At 59.1% G+C, this 15,092-nt stretch carries 11 protein-coding genes and 1 riboswitch; of the genes, 6 read left to right on the forward strand and 5 right to left on the reverse strand.

Features of this window, described 5'->3' with window-relative positions; translation table 11 throughout:
* Positions 1–260: 260 nt before the first annotated feature.
* The 3 genes from K6T12_RS06550 to K6T12_RS06560 all read left to right on the forward strand — a co-directional run bounded on the left by K6T12_RS06550 (position 261) and on the right by K6T12_RS06560 (position 2,160).
* Positions 261–836, forward strand: coding sequence for a GNAT family N-acetyltransferase (locus K6T12_RS06550; protein ID WP_222220696.1), 576 nt, complete (start codon positions 261–263; stop codon positions 834–836).
* Positions 837–844: 8 nt separating this feature from the next.
* On the forward strand, positions 845–1,576 hold the full coding sequence (locus K6T12_RS06555; protein ID WP_222220698.1) for a class I SAM-dependent methyltransferase: 732 nt from the start codon (positions 845–847) through the stop codon (positions 1,574–1,576).
* Between the two features lie 377 nt (positions 1,577–1,953).
* A complete protein-coding gene (locus K6T12_RS06560) occupies positions 1,954–2,160 on the forward strand; it encodes a hypothetical protein (RefSeq protein ID WP_222220700.1) in 207 nt (68 codons plus the stop codon).
* 164 nt (positions 2,161–2,324) lie between these two features.
* On the opposite strand, the gene K6T12_RS06565 is transcribed toward K6T12_RS06560, so the two are convergent.
* On the reverse strand, positions 2,325–3,428 hold the full coding sequence (locus K6T12_RS06565) for a phosphoribosylaminoimidazolesuccinocarboxamide synthase (RefSeq protein ID WP_222220702.1): 1,104 nt from the start codon (positions 3,426–3,428) through the stop codon (positions 2,325–2,327).
* Between the two features lie 517 nt (positions 3,429–3,945).
* A complete protein-coding gene (locus tag K6T12_RS06570) occupies positions 3,946–4,743 on the reverse strand; it encodes a hypothetical protein (protein WP_222220704.1) in 798 nt (265 codons plus the stop codon).
* 265 nt (positions 4,744–5,008) lie between these two features.
* Positions 5,009–5,084, reverse strand: a riboswitch (cyclic di-GMP riboswitch).
* Between the two features lie 248 nt (positions 5,085–5,332).
* Here K6T12_RS06570 and cysK point away from each other — a divergent pair.
* On the forward strand, positions 5,333–6,823 hold the full coding sequence (cysK, locus tag K6T12_RS06575; RefSeq protein WP_222220706.1) for a cysteine synthase A: 1,491 nt from the start codon (positions 5,333–5,335) through the stop codon (positions 6,821–6,823).
* A gap of 91 nt (positions 6,824–6,914) precedes the next feature.
* Here the strand turns inward: cysK and K6T12_RS06580 are convergent, their stop codons facing one another.
* Complete coding sequence (locus K6T12_RS06580; RefSeq protein WP_222220708.1) at positions 6,915–8,312, reverse strand: sodium:solute symporter family transporter; 1,398 nt, start codon at positions 8,310–8,312, stop codon at positions 6,915–6,917.
* 320 nt (positions 8,313–8,632) lie between these two features.
* Between K6T12_RS06580 and K6T12_RS06585 the strand changes: the two genes are divergently transcribed.
* Both K6T12_RS06585 and speB read left to right on the forward strand, forming a co-directional pair.
* Positions 8,633–9,556: a LysR family transcriptional regulator gene (locus tag K6T12_RS06585; protein WP_222220710.1), complete on the forward strand. Its 924-nt coding sequence runs from the start codon at positions 8,633–8,635 to the stop codon at positions 9,554–9,556.
* Positions 9,557–9,662: 106 nt separating this feature from the next.
* Positions 9,663–10,640, forward strand: a complete 978-nt coding sequence (gene speB, locus K6T12_RS06590; protein ID WP_222220712.1) for an agmatinase — start codon at positions 9,663–9,665, stop codon at positions 10,638–10,640.
* A gap of 81 nt (positions 10,641–10,721) precedes the next feature.
* On the opposite strand, the gene K6T12_RS06595 is transcribed toward speB, so the two are convergent.
* Both K6T12_RS06595 and K6T12_RS06600 read right to left on the reverse strand, forming a co-directional pair.
* The gene (locus K6T12_RS06595; protein ID WP_315853571.1) at positions 10,722–12,026 is read right to left on the reverse strand and encodes a TolC family outer membrane protein; all 1,305 of its coding nucleotides are present in this window, start codon (positions 12,024–12,026) and stop codon (positions 10,722–10,724) included.
* Between the two features lie 2 nt (positions 12,027–12,028).
* Complete coding sequence (locus K6T12_RS06600; RefSeq protein WP_222220714.1) at positions 12,029–15,091, reverse strand: efflux RND transporter permease subunit; 3,063 nt, start codon at positions 15,089–15,091, stop codon at positions 12,029–12,031.
* Between the last annotated feature and the right edge of the window lies 1 nt (position 15,092).

Raw genomic sequence — 15,092 nt, forward strand, 5'->3', positions numbered from 1 at the left:
TCAACTGCTGATAACTCATGGTGGTACTTCTTCTACTTTGGCGAGCTGAAGCGTATCACTGTCAGCAGTTGGCCACCTCCCGCCTTTCAACCATGAGTGTTGCACTTATTATCTGAATTCAGGAAGCTACGTTGGATGGCAATAACCCTTATGCGATTCCATCTTATAGCCAGATTGTTGGGGCTTAGACAGGCCTCAACAAGGTATAGTGACGAGCTCACCGGTGTTGTACTTTGGCAAACCCTTACAGTATAGGCTTAATGAGCAAGGAAATACCCGTGCGCTTATTTGAAACCGAGAGACTGATCGTTCGGCAAATAACCAAAAAAGATCTGCGCGAGCTCACACAAATCCTCAGCGATCCGGACGTGATGAGGTATTCGGTAGGTGGTGTTTGCGACGAACAAGCCACCAGTAGATTTATCGACTGGTGTTTGGAGTCCTATTCAAGTCGTGGCGTAGGACCATGGGCTTTAGTCGAGAAAGGTACGGATGATCTTGTTGGCTTTTGCGGGATTGGTCCCGAACCGGTTGGCAATACCGAAGAGTTTAACCTCGGCTATCGGTTGGCAAGCAGGTTCTGGAATCGTGGTCTGGCCACCGAAGCCGCCGAAGGCGTACTCGGTTATGCCTTTGAAATGACGTCCATTGAATCGGTGGTTGTGATCATCGAGCCCGAACATACGGCTTCACTCAGGGTGGCCGGGAAAGCTGGGTTCAGTGAGTATGCCGACCTTGAGTTTCACGGTCGACCGGTGCGCTTGTACCGGATGAACAAGCAAGGTTGGAATGCTTTGCACAACGATGGCATGAGGACGTATTTTAGGCATCAATAGGAAGGAATATGAAACAAAATAAATATGATGATCCCAAGTTTTTTGCTGAGTACTCCAAGATGCCTCGCTCAGCCGGAGGCCTGGAAGCGGCCGGTGAATGGCAAGTGTTGCGGGAAAATCTTCCTGAACTTCTCGGGAAGCGAGTGCTCGATTTAGGATGCGGATATGGTTGGCACTGCCAGTTTGCCTCAGAGCAAGGCGCATCGCTTGTAGTGGGAATTGACATCTCGGAAAAGATGCTTTCAAAAGCCAGAGAGCTGAATTCGGCTGAAAACGTAGAATTTTTAAATACAGCTATTGAAGATTTTAAGGCGGCTCCTGAATCCTTTGACGTTGTGCTCAGTTCGCTGGCATTACACTATGTGAGAGATTTAGCGCCCGTTTTTTTAAAGGTTGCAGAACTGCTTTCTCCGAGAGGAATTTTTTGCTATTCCGTAGAGCATCCTGTGTTTACTTCGCGTGAGCAGCAGGACTGGTGCTACGATGATGAAGGTAATGCCTCTTATTGGCCGGTCGATAGTTATTTTGATGAGGGGCAGAGGACAACAAATTTTCTAGGATCAGAAGTCGTCAAGTACCACCGTACTGTAGAGAGCCACTTTAAAGCTTTGGTGTCAGCAGGATTCGAGCTCGAGTCACTGGTAGAGCCCTGTCCGTCGCCAGAGATGATCAAGAAAATGGGGTGGCAAGATGAACTTAGGCGGCCGATGATGCTTATCCTTAGAGCAGTAAAGAAGTAGGGGCGACAGATGGCTCAGGGGGCACGAGACGTAGTGCAGAAATATCACCGTTTAACCCTGGCGAAGCTTCTGTGATACGGGATGCTATTTCAGCAATGCGGCGCTGTTTACCGGCCTCGCTCCCTGTGATGTCTGCGCAACTTTACATTACATGAGGCTTTATTCACCACTCACCGGGAGAGGGTAATGACTCGTTCCGAGCGTGCCTGCCAGATCTGGTCGATACTGGCTTGGGCGGCAAAGCATCTTCCAATACTTACCTATAAGGACCTCTCCACTGCTTTCGTCCAGGTCAACATCGGTTACATGCCAAGGAGCCGACAGGCCGAGAATCCGTTCGTAGAGTGAGTGCTGATCCATTCCTGTATCCATACGAGGTGATCGACGAACGCACCTATCATGAAGGAGCTGGAGGCAAATCAGAATGCCAGCCCACTGGTGTTGATGAAGAGCCGGATATATCCAGCCATCAACAGCAGGTGTTCCAGCAAGATTGGCTGGAACATGGTAACCCGCAGCCCGACAAACTTGAGCTTGCGGTTCGGGAGCTTCCATCGAACGGGGTTTCGGGGCTGACTCGCTAAGATTGGCTGTCCATTCCCAGGGCGTGCTAAGCCTGTCGCGGTCAGTACCCAAAGGGCATACCAAGCCCGCTGCTACAGGGAGATGGACGGGGCGACAAATCCGAGAACAACCAAAAAGGCCAGACATCTGTCTGGCCTTTGATTTCTATCCGTAAAGAAAACGATCAGTCGATCAGACCGTACTGGTCGCGCAGGATCTCGATGATCTCCGCCTTCGGGTTGTCCGACAGCGGCAGTTTCTCACCGGTGATCTTCTCGGCGATGCCGACGTAGGTTTCGGATACCTGCATCAATACTTCGGCCGGCAGCGCGTTGTCGCGGGCCAGAGCCTGGCGCTCGTCCATGCGGTCCTTGTTCAGCAGGATGTCCGGGTCCGGGAAGTGGTTCAGCAGCAGCTGACGGAAGCCTTCTTTGGAGTTCTCCACCACCTTGCCTTCGCGGTAGGACGGGCCGTCCCAGATACGGGAGGAGTCCGGTGTGCCCACTTCGTCCATGTAGATCAGCTTCTCGTTGCCGCTGGCATCGGTGACGTAGCCGAATTCGAACTTGGTGTCGACGAAGACCTGGTCCAGCTTGGCCAGTTCGTCGCTGATCACGTCGAAGCCTTCCTTCAGCAGCTTCTCGTACAGGTCGATATCGTCCTGGCTGCGGAAGTTGAACGCTTCATAATTGTTCTCGATGTCGCTGCGGGTGATGTTGACGTCATCCGCTTCCGGCACGCCCGGGATGCCTTTCAGGATCCCCTTGGTGGACGGGGTGATCAGCAGTTCCGGCAGTTTCTGGTCCTTCTGCAGGCCGTCGGGGATCTCGATGCCGCAGAACTCGCGTTCGCCCTTGGCGTAAGAGCGCCACATGGAGCCGGTAATATACTGGCGGCAGATCGCTTCGATCATCACCGGCTTGGCTTTCTGCACGATCCAGACGAACGGGTGCGGGATATCCAGGATGTGGCTGTCGGCCAGGCCCTGTTCGCGGAACAGTTTGAACCAGTGGTTGGAGATTGCGTTCAGCGCGGCACCTTTGCCCGGTACGCCGTTCATGCCACCTTCACCGTGCCAGATGCAGTCGAACGCGGAGATACGGTCGCTGATCACCATGATCGCCAGCGGCGCGTCGGCGGCAACGTCATAGCCTTTCTCCTCGATCAGGCGACGGCTGTCGGCTTCGGTCAGCCAGTAAACGGAGCGTACTTTACCGCTGTGAACCGGCAGATCGGTACGGATCGGGAGGTCGTTGTTAACGGCCAATACTTTGTCGGCAAGACTCATTGGGAACTGTCCTGTGTCGGGAAATTAAAGCTGTATAGTTCGAAAACCGGTCGGCGCCCGCCAATCGAAGCAGGCGGCTCGGGTGGGTCGCAACCCGTGTTCAGATCGGCAGATCTTACCAGATCTGAAATTGGCTGCCACTACGGCGAAATACCGTCAATTTGTGCGGAAATAGGGCCCTCCGTGGCAGGCTTTTGTCCCATGCGGGGTTGCTATCATTCGAATAGGGCAATCCCTTGCAGTACTGCTCCTATGCCGAGGAACCTTCCGTGGCAGTACAGCTCCTGGATTGAGATCCCGGTGAGGACGATCGGGATCTGTGATAAGAGGGCGGTCCTTCGCAATAGCGCTTCCCTTGCGGGGCCGACAACCGAGCGGTCCCGCTGCCAGCGCACTGGCAGTGGCCAGCCATGGCCAACGGTCGTCCCTGTAACGCCGACAAGCGAAATCTAGGTCGGCCGTCCCGGGCCGCACCCCGCGAAGGGGTGATGTCGTCCTGCCTCAGGAGAGGTTGAACTTAATACAGTTCGAGCACGCTGCTATCGCCGCTGCCGCTTTTCAGGTTGACGGCCTGTACCTCCTGCACCGACAGCGAGCCTTTGCCGACCACCGCCCAGGCCTGGGCTTCGTTGCTGGTGGTGGATACTTCGGTCGCCTCGCCGGTGACCGGGTCGTAGCTGGTGTAGGTACCGTTGATCACATCGGCGCTGGACAGCGCCTGTGCCACCACCTCGATGCTGTGATCGCCCGGTGCCAGATCCGGCAGAATGAAGTTGAAGTGGTGGGCGGCGGTGGTGCTGAGAATCAGGCCGATCTCTTCGTCGGAGACCAGGCAGTCACGTTCGATCACCAGCGTGCCGTCGGACACGCCGTCACCGTCGGCATCGGTGGTGCTGACCTGGCAGCTTTCGATCACGCCACCGAGAGTGGCGTTAAGCTGCTGGAAGCGCTGCGCGAAGGTAACCTGGCCCGGCGCAGCCGGCTGGCCATCGACCAGCACGGTCACTTTGACACCACCCTCGGCGCCGGCGGTCTCGGTGCTGCCATTCTTGCCTTTGACGTTGGTCTCGGTGAACAGGCCGACCTCCAGCGATACGCCGATCAGCAGGTCCTTTTTGTTGGCGGTACGGATGGTGGCGTTCAGGATGCTGGACGCTTCCGGCGCCGCCAGACTGTTGCTCTTGCTGTCGGCACTGGTCGACAGCAGCTGGGTTTCCAGGGCGTGGGCGGCGAACTTGGCCGAGGCGGCAAATGCCGGGGTGCAGACCATACCCGCAGCCAGGGCGCAGGCCAGAGAGATAGTGCGTAGTTTCATCGGTTTGTAGCTCCGCGTTAGGTACTTTCTTATTCGAAAAGACCGGCGGTTCCTTTTCCGGAGGGTCTTGCAGTCCGCTTGCGGGGCGGCTTACAGCCAGTGCCGCCCCTGGGCTTACTCCATGTCCCGCCATTCTGGCGGGTGATGAGAGCGCGCATTGACCCTGCAGACACTGCCGGTCAGCAGCCTGACTGGTGTCTGATTGGTGCGCGAGCATCGGAGTGAAAGACCCTGGCTACCGATGAGGTGAGAGGTATGTCTCTCGTTCGGTAATCCGGCTATCCAGCGTGGGACCCGTGATTTTGCGTCATCCGATTGCTCGGATTTTGCCGTTTCGGGAGAGGATCTTTCGAGTTGGTCCTGCGGTGCTATGGCAGATGCATCACTTGCTTTACAACCTGTTCAACTCTTGAACACAGGGGCATCGTATCACAGCTTTTGGTTAAAAATTATACGATTATGGAATAAAACGTCCGTTTGAAATTCATAAGTGGCGGTATGCGAATTGCCGGAAGCTGTCGATACTTAAGGCGAAATAGGGAGCTTTTGCCATCCTGGCGTAGATCGGAGCTAGCGGTGGGGGAGATCCATGCCTGGTATCTACAACACCATTCTTGACACCATCGGCCATACCCCGGTGGTTCGAATCAATAAGCTGGCGCCGCCAGGCGTCAATCTGTATGTCAAAGCCGAAGCGTTCAATCCGATGGGATCGGTGAAAGACCGGTTGGCGTTGGGCATCATTCAGCGCGCCGAACAGACCGGCGAACTTAAGCCGGGCCAGACGGTGATCGAGGCGACCAGCGGAAATACCGGAATCGGCCTGGCGATGGTCTGTGCGGTCAAGGGTTATCCGCTGGTGGTCACCATGGCTGAGAACTTCAGCATCGAACGGCGCCGGATGATGCGTTTCCTGGGGGCCAAGGTGGTGCTGACGCCGGCGGCTCTTAAAGGCAGCGGGATGCTGGCCAAAGCGGCAGAGCTGGCCGAAACCCACGGCTGGTTCCTATGCCGGCAGTTCGAAAACGAAGCTAATGCCGATATGCATTCGCGCACCACCGCGCCGGAGATTCTTGAGGCGTTCGAGGGCCAGCGGCTGGATTACTGGGTCAGCGGGTTCGGCACCGGTGGCACCCTCAAAGGGGTTGCGCGGGTGTTGCGGCAACAACGCCCTGAAACGCGGATCATTGTCTGTGAACCGGACAATGCACCGTTGCTGGGTAGTGGGGTCGTTCAGAAGCGGGATAGCGAAGGCCAGCCGGATGGCAGCCACCCGAGTTTCCGGCCGCACCTGATGCAGGGCTGGACGCCGGATTTTATCCCCAAGCTGACCGAGGATGCGGTGGCGGCGCACCTGTTCGATCAGATCCTGCCAATCGATGGTATGGAGGCGTTGCGGCTGAGTCGCGAATTGGCCCAGAAGGAAGGCATTTTTACCGGTATCAGCGGTGGCGCGACCTTCAGTGGGGCATTGCAGATCGCCGAGCAAGCCGATATGGGTGCCAATATTCTCTGCATGCTGCCGGATACCGGCGAACGTTACCTGAGCACCCCTCTGTTCGAGAATATCCCGACCGACATGACTGACGAGGAGTGGGATATCTCCTGCTCGACGCCGTGCTGTCGGTTCGATAAACCGGTCGGTACGCCCGCTGAGCAGGTCGGTACGCCGGCCGAACCGGATAGTGAGCAGGCGCGCCGCTTCGTCGAACAGGTGATCAACGACAGCGGTCAGCCGGTGGTGCTGTTCGCACTGGAGTGGTGTGAGTTCTGCTGGTCGGTGCGTAAGTTCTTCGAGCGGCTGGGCATCGCCTACCGATCGATCGATCTGGACTCGGTGGAATACCAGGCCGACAACCGCGGCGGCAAGATCCGCCATGCGCTGAATACCCAGACCGGTTTCGCCACCATCCCGCAGATCTTTGTCGGCGGCGAGTTCGTTGGTGGCTGTAGTGACCTGTTCGATGCCTATAAGGAGGGCCGGCTGCAGAAGCTGCTGGATCAACACCGGGTGTCGTTCGATAGCGAGTTGCAGTTTGATCCCTACAGTCTGCTGCCGGGCTGGCTGCAACCGCGTTAAATCGGGTGTTTTATTTAATCAGCATCAACAACGACGGCGGGCCTCGTCGAGACCCGCCGTGAAAGACCGCCCAACTGTTGCGAAGGTGGGCTCAGTTTGCTTCCTGCCAGGCGTCGAGCTCTTCCTGCTGCGGCCCCCCCACTAGCAGGCTGACCAGTATCATCGTCAGCAGGCCGGACAGCATGCCGTACATGATCGGGTTCAGTGAGGACACGCTGGTCATGTAGATCGACAAGGTCACCACCATGGCGCTGACTACGATCGACGAAAGGGCCCCCTGCCAACAGGCCTTGGGCCAGAAGAACGCTGCCATCACCGGTACGAAGATACAGCCTGAGAGATAGGCGTAGGCGGTATCCAGCGCGGTCCAGACATCGCCGACCCAGACGCCGAGAGCGATCACGATCAGGCTGATAACGCCGGTGGCATAGCGCGAGGCTTTCATTTCGGCATCATCGTCCAGCTTGAAGATCGGGCGCAGCAGGTCGTTGGTTACCAGCGTAGCCGCACCGAGGACCGTGGAGTCGACCGTCGACATCAAGGCAGACATCAGCGCGGCAAGCACGATGCCGCTCATGCCGGCCGGCAGCACCTCGAGTACCAGTTGCGGCAATGCTTCGGCGCTGCTGTCCAGGCCGGGCACCAGTACATAGGCAAGCAGCCCGCAGATACCCATGGCGATGCCCCAGAAGATCGAGAAGGCGCCGGCTGCCAGCGCGCCGCGCTGAGCGATCTCTTCCGTGCGGGCGGTGAACATCCGTTGCCAGATCTCCTGGCCGATCATGATGCCCAGGAACAGCAGCAGCACATAGGACAGCATCCGCTCACCGCTGACATTGGTGACGGTGAGAAACTCGGCAGGTACCTGCGTCACCAGTTGCTGCCAGCCGCCGACCTGGTTGATGCCGGTGGGAATCAGGATCAGGATACCGATGGTCATCAGCACGAACTGGATCACGTCGGTAACGGTGATAGCGATCATGCCGCCCAGCATGGTGTAGACCATGGTGATCAAGCCGCCGACCACGATGGCGGTGTTCAGCTCCCAGCCCAACAGGGCTTTCAATACCGTGCCCAACGCCACGATCTGTACCACGGCAATCATCACCGTATACAGGGTGCTGATCACCGCGCTGACATAGCGGGTGCCGTGCGCGTAACGTCTTTCCAGCATCTCGCTGAGGGTATAGACCCGCAGGCGGGTCAATTTGCGCGCTAGAAATAGGCCCACCGCCACCACGCCCAGGCCGAACATCAGTGTAGGCCAGGCACCGGAAAGGCCGTACTGGTAGGCCTTGGAGGCGGACCCGAAGGTAGAACCGCCGCCGAGGATGACTGCGGCGAGGCAGGGAAAAAATACCCAGAAGGGCAGGTTGCGGCCGGCGACCAGATACTGGGAAGCACTGCCGCTGGCCCGCTTCATGCTGATGAAACCGCACAGGATCATCAGCCCCAGATACGCCAGCACGATGATGACGTCGATACTCATAAGTAGCTCCTTGTTATTTTTATAGAGCAGAGTGACTGCAAACCGGGAGGCCATTGCCAGGCAATGGCCTCCCGGTCATACCGGAGCTGACCGCATCGACACCGGACAAGCCGCGGGTCAGCCGACTTTCATCAGTATCCAGCGGGTAATCTGTTTCAATAAATACAGGATTGTGCACCTTTGGTTTTTAATTGTGGAAACATTCAAACTGTCATTAATCGCCTTCGGTTTGAGGGTGATTGACCGACGGGCCGGCTAGGCCATAAGTTGCTGTATTTGGATTTAACGCAAGTTCAGATTGCTGAATTGGAAACAGATTGATGAAACGAATGAGCCTGTCCGGCCAGGTTAGCGACCTGGATCTCAAACTGCTGCGGGTGTTCAAGACGGTCGTGGAGTGTGGTGGTTTTTCCGCCGCGGAGGTGGAGTTGAATATCGGCCGCTCGGCGATCAGTCGATTGATGTCTGATCTGGAAACCCGCTTGGATATGCGGTTGTGCCAGCGGGGACGTTCCGGTTTTCAGCTTACCGAGCATGGCCGGCTGGTGTACGAGTCCACGCTTGAACTGCTGGTTGACCTGGAAAAGTTCCGCGCCAACATCAATGCCGCCCATAGCCGGCTGGTCGGCGAGTTGACCCTGGGGTTGACCGATAACATGGTGACCGATGCCAACTCGCCGATCATCGCGGTGCTGGGGCAGTTTCATCAGCGGGAACCGGAGGTCAGCATCAATCTGCAGGTGGCCGCCCCCAACGAGGTGGAGCGGGCGGTGATCGAAGGGCGGGTGAATCTCGGTGTGGTGCCCTACCATCACCAGTTGCCGGGGCTGGAATACCGTGACCTGTACCAGGAAACATCGCAGCTCTATTGCGGTGCCCGACATCCGCTGTTTGCATTGGCTGATGGGCAGATCGACCGTCAGATGATGCAGGCGCATGATTTTATCGTGCCGGGTTATGCCCACAGCGTTGTACTCAAGGAGCGCTTTCCAGACCTCAACGCGGCGGCCGTTTCCTTCCAGGTCGAGGGGATCGCTACGCTGATCCTGAGCGGCCAGTATATCGGTTTCCTTCCCCGCCACTATGCGGCGCAGTGGGTGGATAAGCGGCAGATGCGGGCGCTGCTGCCGGAAACTTTGCGGTATCAGGTACCGTTCAAGGTAATTACGCGACGCGATGCGCAACCCAATCTGTTACGCAGCGCATTTCTTCAGGCGCTCGCTCAGGCGGAGGAAGCGGAATAATGTTTCCATAATTGGCAATCTTATCTGCAATACTTGGAATTTAAGAAACAAATACCGCCGCCTAAAGTCCGGTCATTGATGTAATCAACTGACAGGGTGATAGATTATGACCGGCCAAACCGAACAACGCTTCAGCCCGTTGCCGTCCCAATCCGTACCGCGCTATGCGGGAATTGCCACTTTCATGCGCCTGCCCTACCTGCCACCCGAGCAGTCCGAGGGTACCGAGATCGGCCTGTTCGGTATTCCCTGGGATGGTGGCACCACCAACCGGGCCGGCGCTCGTCATGGCCCGCGCCAGATCCGCGATTCCTCCTCGTTGATGCGCAAGGTTCATCCGGTGCTGGGGCTGAGCCCGTTCGAGCTGGCCAACTGCGCTGACCTGGGCGATGCGCCGGTCAATCCGCTGCAGATCGAGCCGACCCTCGAGATGGTGGAGTCGTTCGTCGGCGACCTGGTCGGGCGCGGCATCATGCCGTTGGCCGCCGGTGGTGATCATCTGGTCAGTCTGCCGATCCTGCGGGCATTGGCCAAAAAACACGGCCCGCTGGGGATGGTCCACTTCGATGCGCATACCGATACCTGGGATCGTTACTTCGGCGGTTGCAAATACACCCACGGCACGCCGTTCCGGCGGGCGATCGAGGAGGGGATACTGGACCCCAAGCGGGTGGTACAGATCGGTATTCGCGGTGGCTTGTACAGTGAAAACGACGATAATTGGGGGCTGGAGCAGGGGATCAGGGTGATCCGCATCGAAGAGTTCTACAGCCTGGGGATCGAACGGGTGATCGCCACCGCCCGCGAGGTGGTGGGTGAGCAACCAACCTATATCAGTTTCGATGTCGATTGTCTGGACCCGGTTTTCGCGCCCGGTACCGGCACCCCGGAGATCGGTGGCTTGACCACTTTGGAGGCCCAGCAGGTGGTGCGGGGGTTGCGCGGGCTGAACCTGATCGGCGCCGATCTGGTCGAGGTTTCGCCGCCGTTCGATCCCAGCGGTGCCACGGCGCTGGTAGGTGCGACGCTGATGTGGGAGATGCTCTGCCTGTTGAGCGAAAAGGTGGATCAGCGCAGGCGTTAGCCCGAACTGCTATCGGCGGGACTGCAGCTTAAAAGAAAAAGGCGCTCAAACGAGCGCCTTTTCTATTCCACAAGCCGGAGATCAGGGCTCGACCAGCCACTGGTCCAGGCTGTTGATGTCGTCCGGGTTCAGGGTGCCGACCTGCTGCTTCAGTTGGAACAGGTTCAGCACGTAGTCGTAGCGGGCGTTGGCGTAGTCACGCTGGGCAGCGTACAGCGCCTGTTCCGCATCCAGCACGTCGACCACGTTACGGGTACCAACGTTGAAGCCCTCTTCGGTGGCCTTCAAGGCGGTTTCGCTGGACTTGATGCTCTGTTTACGGGCTGCCACCGATTGCACGTTGGTACGCAGGTCGCGCAGCGAGCTGCGGGTCGACTGGGTAACCGCGCGCAGGGCGTCTTCGCGATCCTGCTGAGTGGCGGTCAGCTGGTATTCCGCCTGGCGGGTCTGGCTGCTGGTGCCGCCACCGGCGTACAGCGGAATCTTCAGCGTCAGGCCGATGGTGCTGGTTTCGGTGTTTTCGGTGCCGGCGGTGAAGCCGCTGTTGCCGTTGTCATCGTCATAGCTGGCGTCCAGCGACAGGGTCGGGTAGTGACCGCCGCGAGCGGCCTGCAATGCCCGGCGCTGGGCTTCGATGGCGGTGGTGGCGATGCGCAGGTCGAAGTTGCCCTGCCAGGCTTTTTCCAGCCAGGGCTGCGGTTCGACCGGGGTCAGGTTCTGCACCGGGTAATCGGCATGCAGGATATCGACCTGGCCGACGGCGGCGCCGGTCAGCCGCTCCAGTGCTTCGAAGCTGTTATCCAGCGCGCCTTGCGCCTCGATCCGGTCAACCCGGGCGTTGTCATAGGAGGCCTGGGCTTCCTGGACATCGGTGATGGCGATCAGGCCGACTTCGAACTGGGCGTTGACCTGGTCCAGCCGGCGCTTGATGGCACGCTCCTGGGCCTGGGCGGTTTCCAGTACGGTCTGTGCGCGCAGCACGTCCAGGTAGGCCTGTACCACCCGCAGGATCAGGTTCTGCTGGGCCTGCTCGAACTGCAGCTTGGCCTGCTCGGACAGTTGTTGTCCCTGCTTGAAGGTGTACCAGCGGCTGGCGTCGAATACCGGCTGACTCAGCGTCAGGGTATAGCCGTGGTTGTTGTAGTCGGAAAAATTGCTGTCGACATAGCGGGTGTCGGCACTGAAGTCGATCTGTGGTAACAGATTGGCCTTGGCCTGTTCCGCCGTCTCCTGGTTGGCCAGCGAGCTGGCCTGGGCGGATTTCAACTGCGGGTCGTTCTGCAGCGCCTGCTGGTAGATCTCTGCCAGGGCGGCTGCCTGAGCGCTGCCGGCGCCCAGCGCCAGCAGCAGGGATGCCCCCGTGGTAAGTGTGCGAATCGGTTTCACAATCACTCCTTAATTAATTCCGGATCCGGCTGTACCTCTTTGAAGGTACGTTTACCGAGATAGCTGTACACCGTCGGGATCACGAATAATGTTAACAGGGTTCCGAAGGTCATGCCGCCCACAATTACCCAACCGATCTGCTGGCGCGATTCGGCGCCGGCGCCGAAGGCGATCGCCAGCGGAACGGTACCGAGCACGGTGGCCGCGGTGGTCATCAGGATCGGCCGCAGGCGCAGGCTGGCCGCTTCGATGATCGCCTCCTGCAGTTGCTTGCCCTGATCCTGCAGCTGGTTGGCGAACTCGACGATCAGGATGCCGTGCTTGGTGACCAGGCCGACCAGGGTGATCAGGCCGATCTGGCTGTACACGTTCAGGCTGCCGCCGCTGTAATAAAGTGCAAACAGCGCGCCGAACAGTGCCGGCGGCACCGACAGCATGATGATCAGCGGGTTCTTGAAGCTCTCGAACTGGGCTGCCAGTACCAGGAAGATGAAGATCAGCGCCAGCACGAAGGTCTGCTGCAGGCTGGAGCTGGACTCCTTGAACTCGCGGGACGGGCCGGTGTAATCGAAGTTGGCCTTCGGGTCGATCTCCTTGAGCTTGGTTTCCAGGTAGTTCAACGCTTCGCCGAGGCTGTAGTCCGGCGCCAGCATGGTCTGGAATTTGACCGCCTTCATCTTGTCGAAGTGGTTCAGCTCGCGCGGCGCCACGGTCTCGGTCAGCTCGACCAGGTTGGACAGCTGGACCATCTCGCCATCCGGCGTGCGGATGTAGAGATCGGTCAGGTCGGTCGGGTCACGCCGCTCGCGGTCGTCCACCTTGACGATCACGTCGTACTGCTCGCCGGCCCGCTTGAAGCGGGTCACTTCACGACCGGCCATGTAGCTCTCCAGCGTGCGGCCGACGGTCGAGACGTCGATACCGACGTCGGACAACTTGTCACGCTTGACGTCGATCGACAGCTCCGGCTTGTTCAGCTTGAGGTCGGAGTCCGGCTGCACGAAGCCCTTGTTGGCGTGGATCGCGGCCATCATGCCATCGGCGATCTTCTTCAGGTCCTGGTAGGTGCCCTGGCTCTTGACGATGAACTCCACCGGCCGGGAGATGATGCTCTGGCCCAGCGACGGCAGGTTCATCGCGAAACTCATGGTGCCGGTGACGCCACCGTACAGCTGCGGCATCAGTGAAGCGGCGATCTCCTGCTGCTTGCGTTCACGCTCCTCCCAGCGGTCCAGACCGAGGAACGCCATGGCGTTGGTCTCGGACGGGAAACCGACCACCGCGAAGTAGTGATCGCCTTCGGGCACCGCGTCGAGCTTGGCCTCGACCTGGCGCGAGTAGCGGTCGACATAGTCCACCGAGGCGCCGTCCGGGGCGATGGAGAACGCCATTACCGTACCGCGGTCCTCGATCGGCGACAGCTCCTGCGGCAGCTGGCTGTAGTAGAAGGCTGTACCGGCGACACTGCCGACCATGATCAGCAGCGCCAGCAGGCGGGAGCGCAATACCTTGTCTAGCGCCCGGTGGTAGAGGTTGGTCAGTCCCTGCAGCGCACCCTCGATCAGGTTGAACAGCGCGCCGTGGCGTTTCTCATGACGCAACAGGCGCGACGACATCATCGGCGACAGGGTCAGCGCGACAAAGGTGGAGACCACCACTGCGCCGGCCAGGGTCAGGGCGAACTCGGTGAACAGTTTGCCGGTGCGACCCTCCGAGAAGGACACCGGCACGAACACCGCCACCAGCACCGCGGTGGTGGCGACCACCGCGAAGCCGATCTCCTTGGCGCCCTTGAAGGCCGCCTGGATCGGCGACAGCCCCGCTTCGACGTGGCGGTAGATGTTCTCCAGCATCACGATCGCATCGTCCACCACCAGGCCGATCGCCAGCACCAGTGCCAGCAGGGTCAGGGTGTTGATGGAAAAATTGAGCCAGTACATCATCGCGAACGCGCCGATCAGCGACAGCGGAATGGTCAGCATCGGGATCAGCGTGGCACGCAGGTTACGCAGGAAGAAGAACAGTACCAGCACCACCAGCAGGGCGGCCTGGGCCAGGGTCTGGTAGACCGACTTGATCGACTCGTCGATGAATACCGAGGAGTCGTAGGCGACCTCGACCTTCATCCCCTCCGGCAGGGTGGGGGTGATCTCGTCCAGCTTGGCGTAGATGCCGGCGGACACGTCCAGCGGGTTGGCGGTGGATTGCTTGACCACCCCCAGTGCCACGGCGGATTCGCCGTTGTAACGGGAGATCTGGCGTTCGCTCTCCGGCGCGATCTCGACCCGCGCCACATCGCGGACCCGGACCGGGTAGCCGTTGTCGTTGCGGATGATGATCTTTTCGAACTGGTCGATGTCGTTCAGGTCGCTGCGGGTCAGCAGGGTGAACTCACGGTTCTGGCTTTCCAGCCGGCCGGCCGGCACCTCCAGGTTCTGGGCGCGCAGCGCGGCTTCCACATCCTGCGGCATCACCTGGTAGGCGGCCATCCGGGCCGGGTCGAGCCAGATCCGCATCGAGTAGCGGCGCTCGCCGAAGATCACCACGTTGGCGACGCCGTTGACGGTCTGCAGCTGGTCCTTGACCTGCTGGTCGGCGACGTCGGTCATCTCCAGCGAGTTGTGATGATCGGAGCTGAACGCCAGCCAGATGATCGGCTGGGCGTCGGCTTCGGTCTTCGACACCACCGGCGCGTCCACGTCATCCGGCAGCTGGCCGATCACCCGGTTGACCCGGTCGCGCACGTCGGAGGCGGCATCATCCGGATCGCGGCTGATCTTGAAGGTCAGGCTGATCTGGCTCTTCTCGGTACGGCTGATCGAACTCATGTAGTCGATCCCTTCGATGCCGGACAGCGAGTCCTCCAGGATCTGGGTTACCTGGGTCTCGATGATCGACGCGCTGGCACCGGGGTACTCGGTCTCCACGGTCACGATCGGCAGGTCGATCTTTGGATATTCGCGCACGCTGAGCCGCTCATAGGCGATCAGGCCGATCAGCAGTACCAGCAGGCTCATCACCGTGGCCAGTACCGGTCGTTTGATACTGATATCAGAGAGTACCATC

This window comes from Marinobacterium arenosum (assembly GCF_019795155.1).
Taxonomy (GTDB): Bacteria; Pseudomonadota; Gammaproteobacteria; order Pseudomonadales; family Balneatricaceae; genus Marinobacterium_C; species Marinobacterium_C arenosum.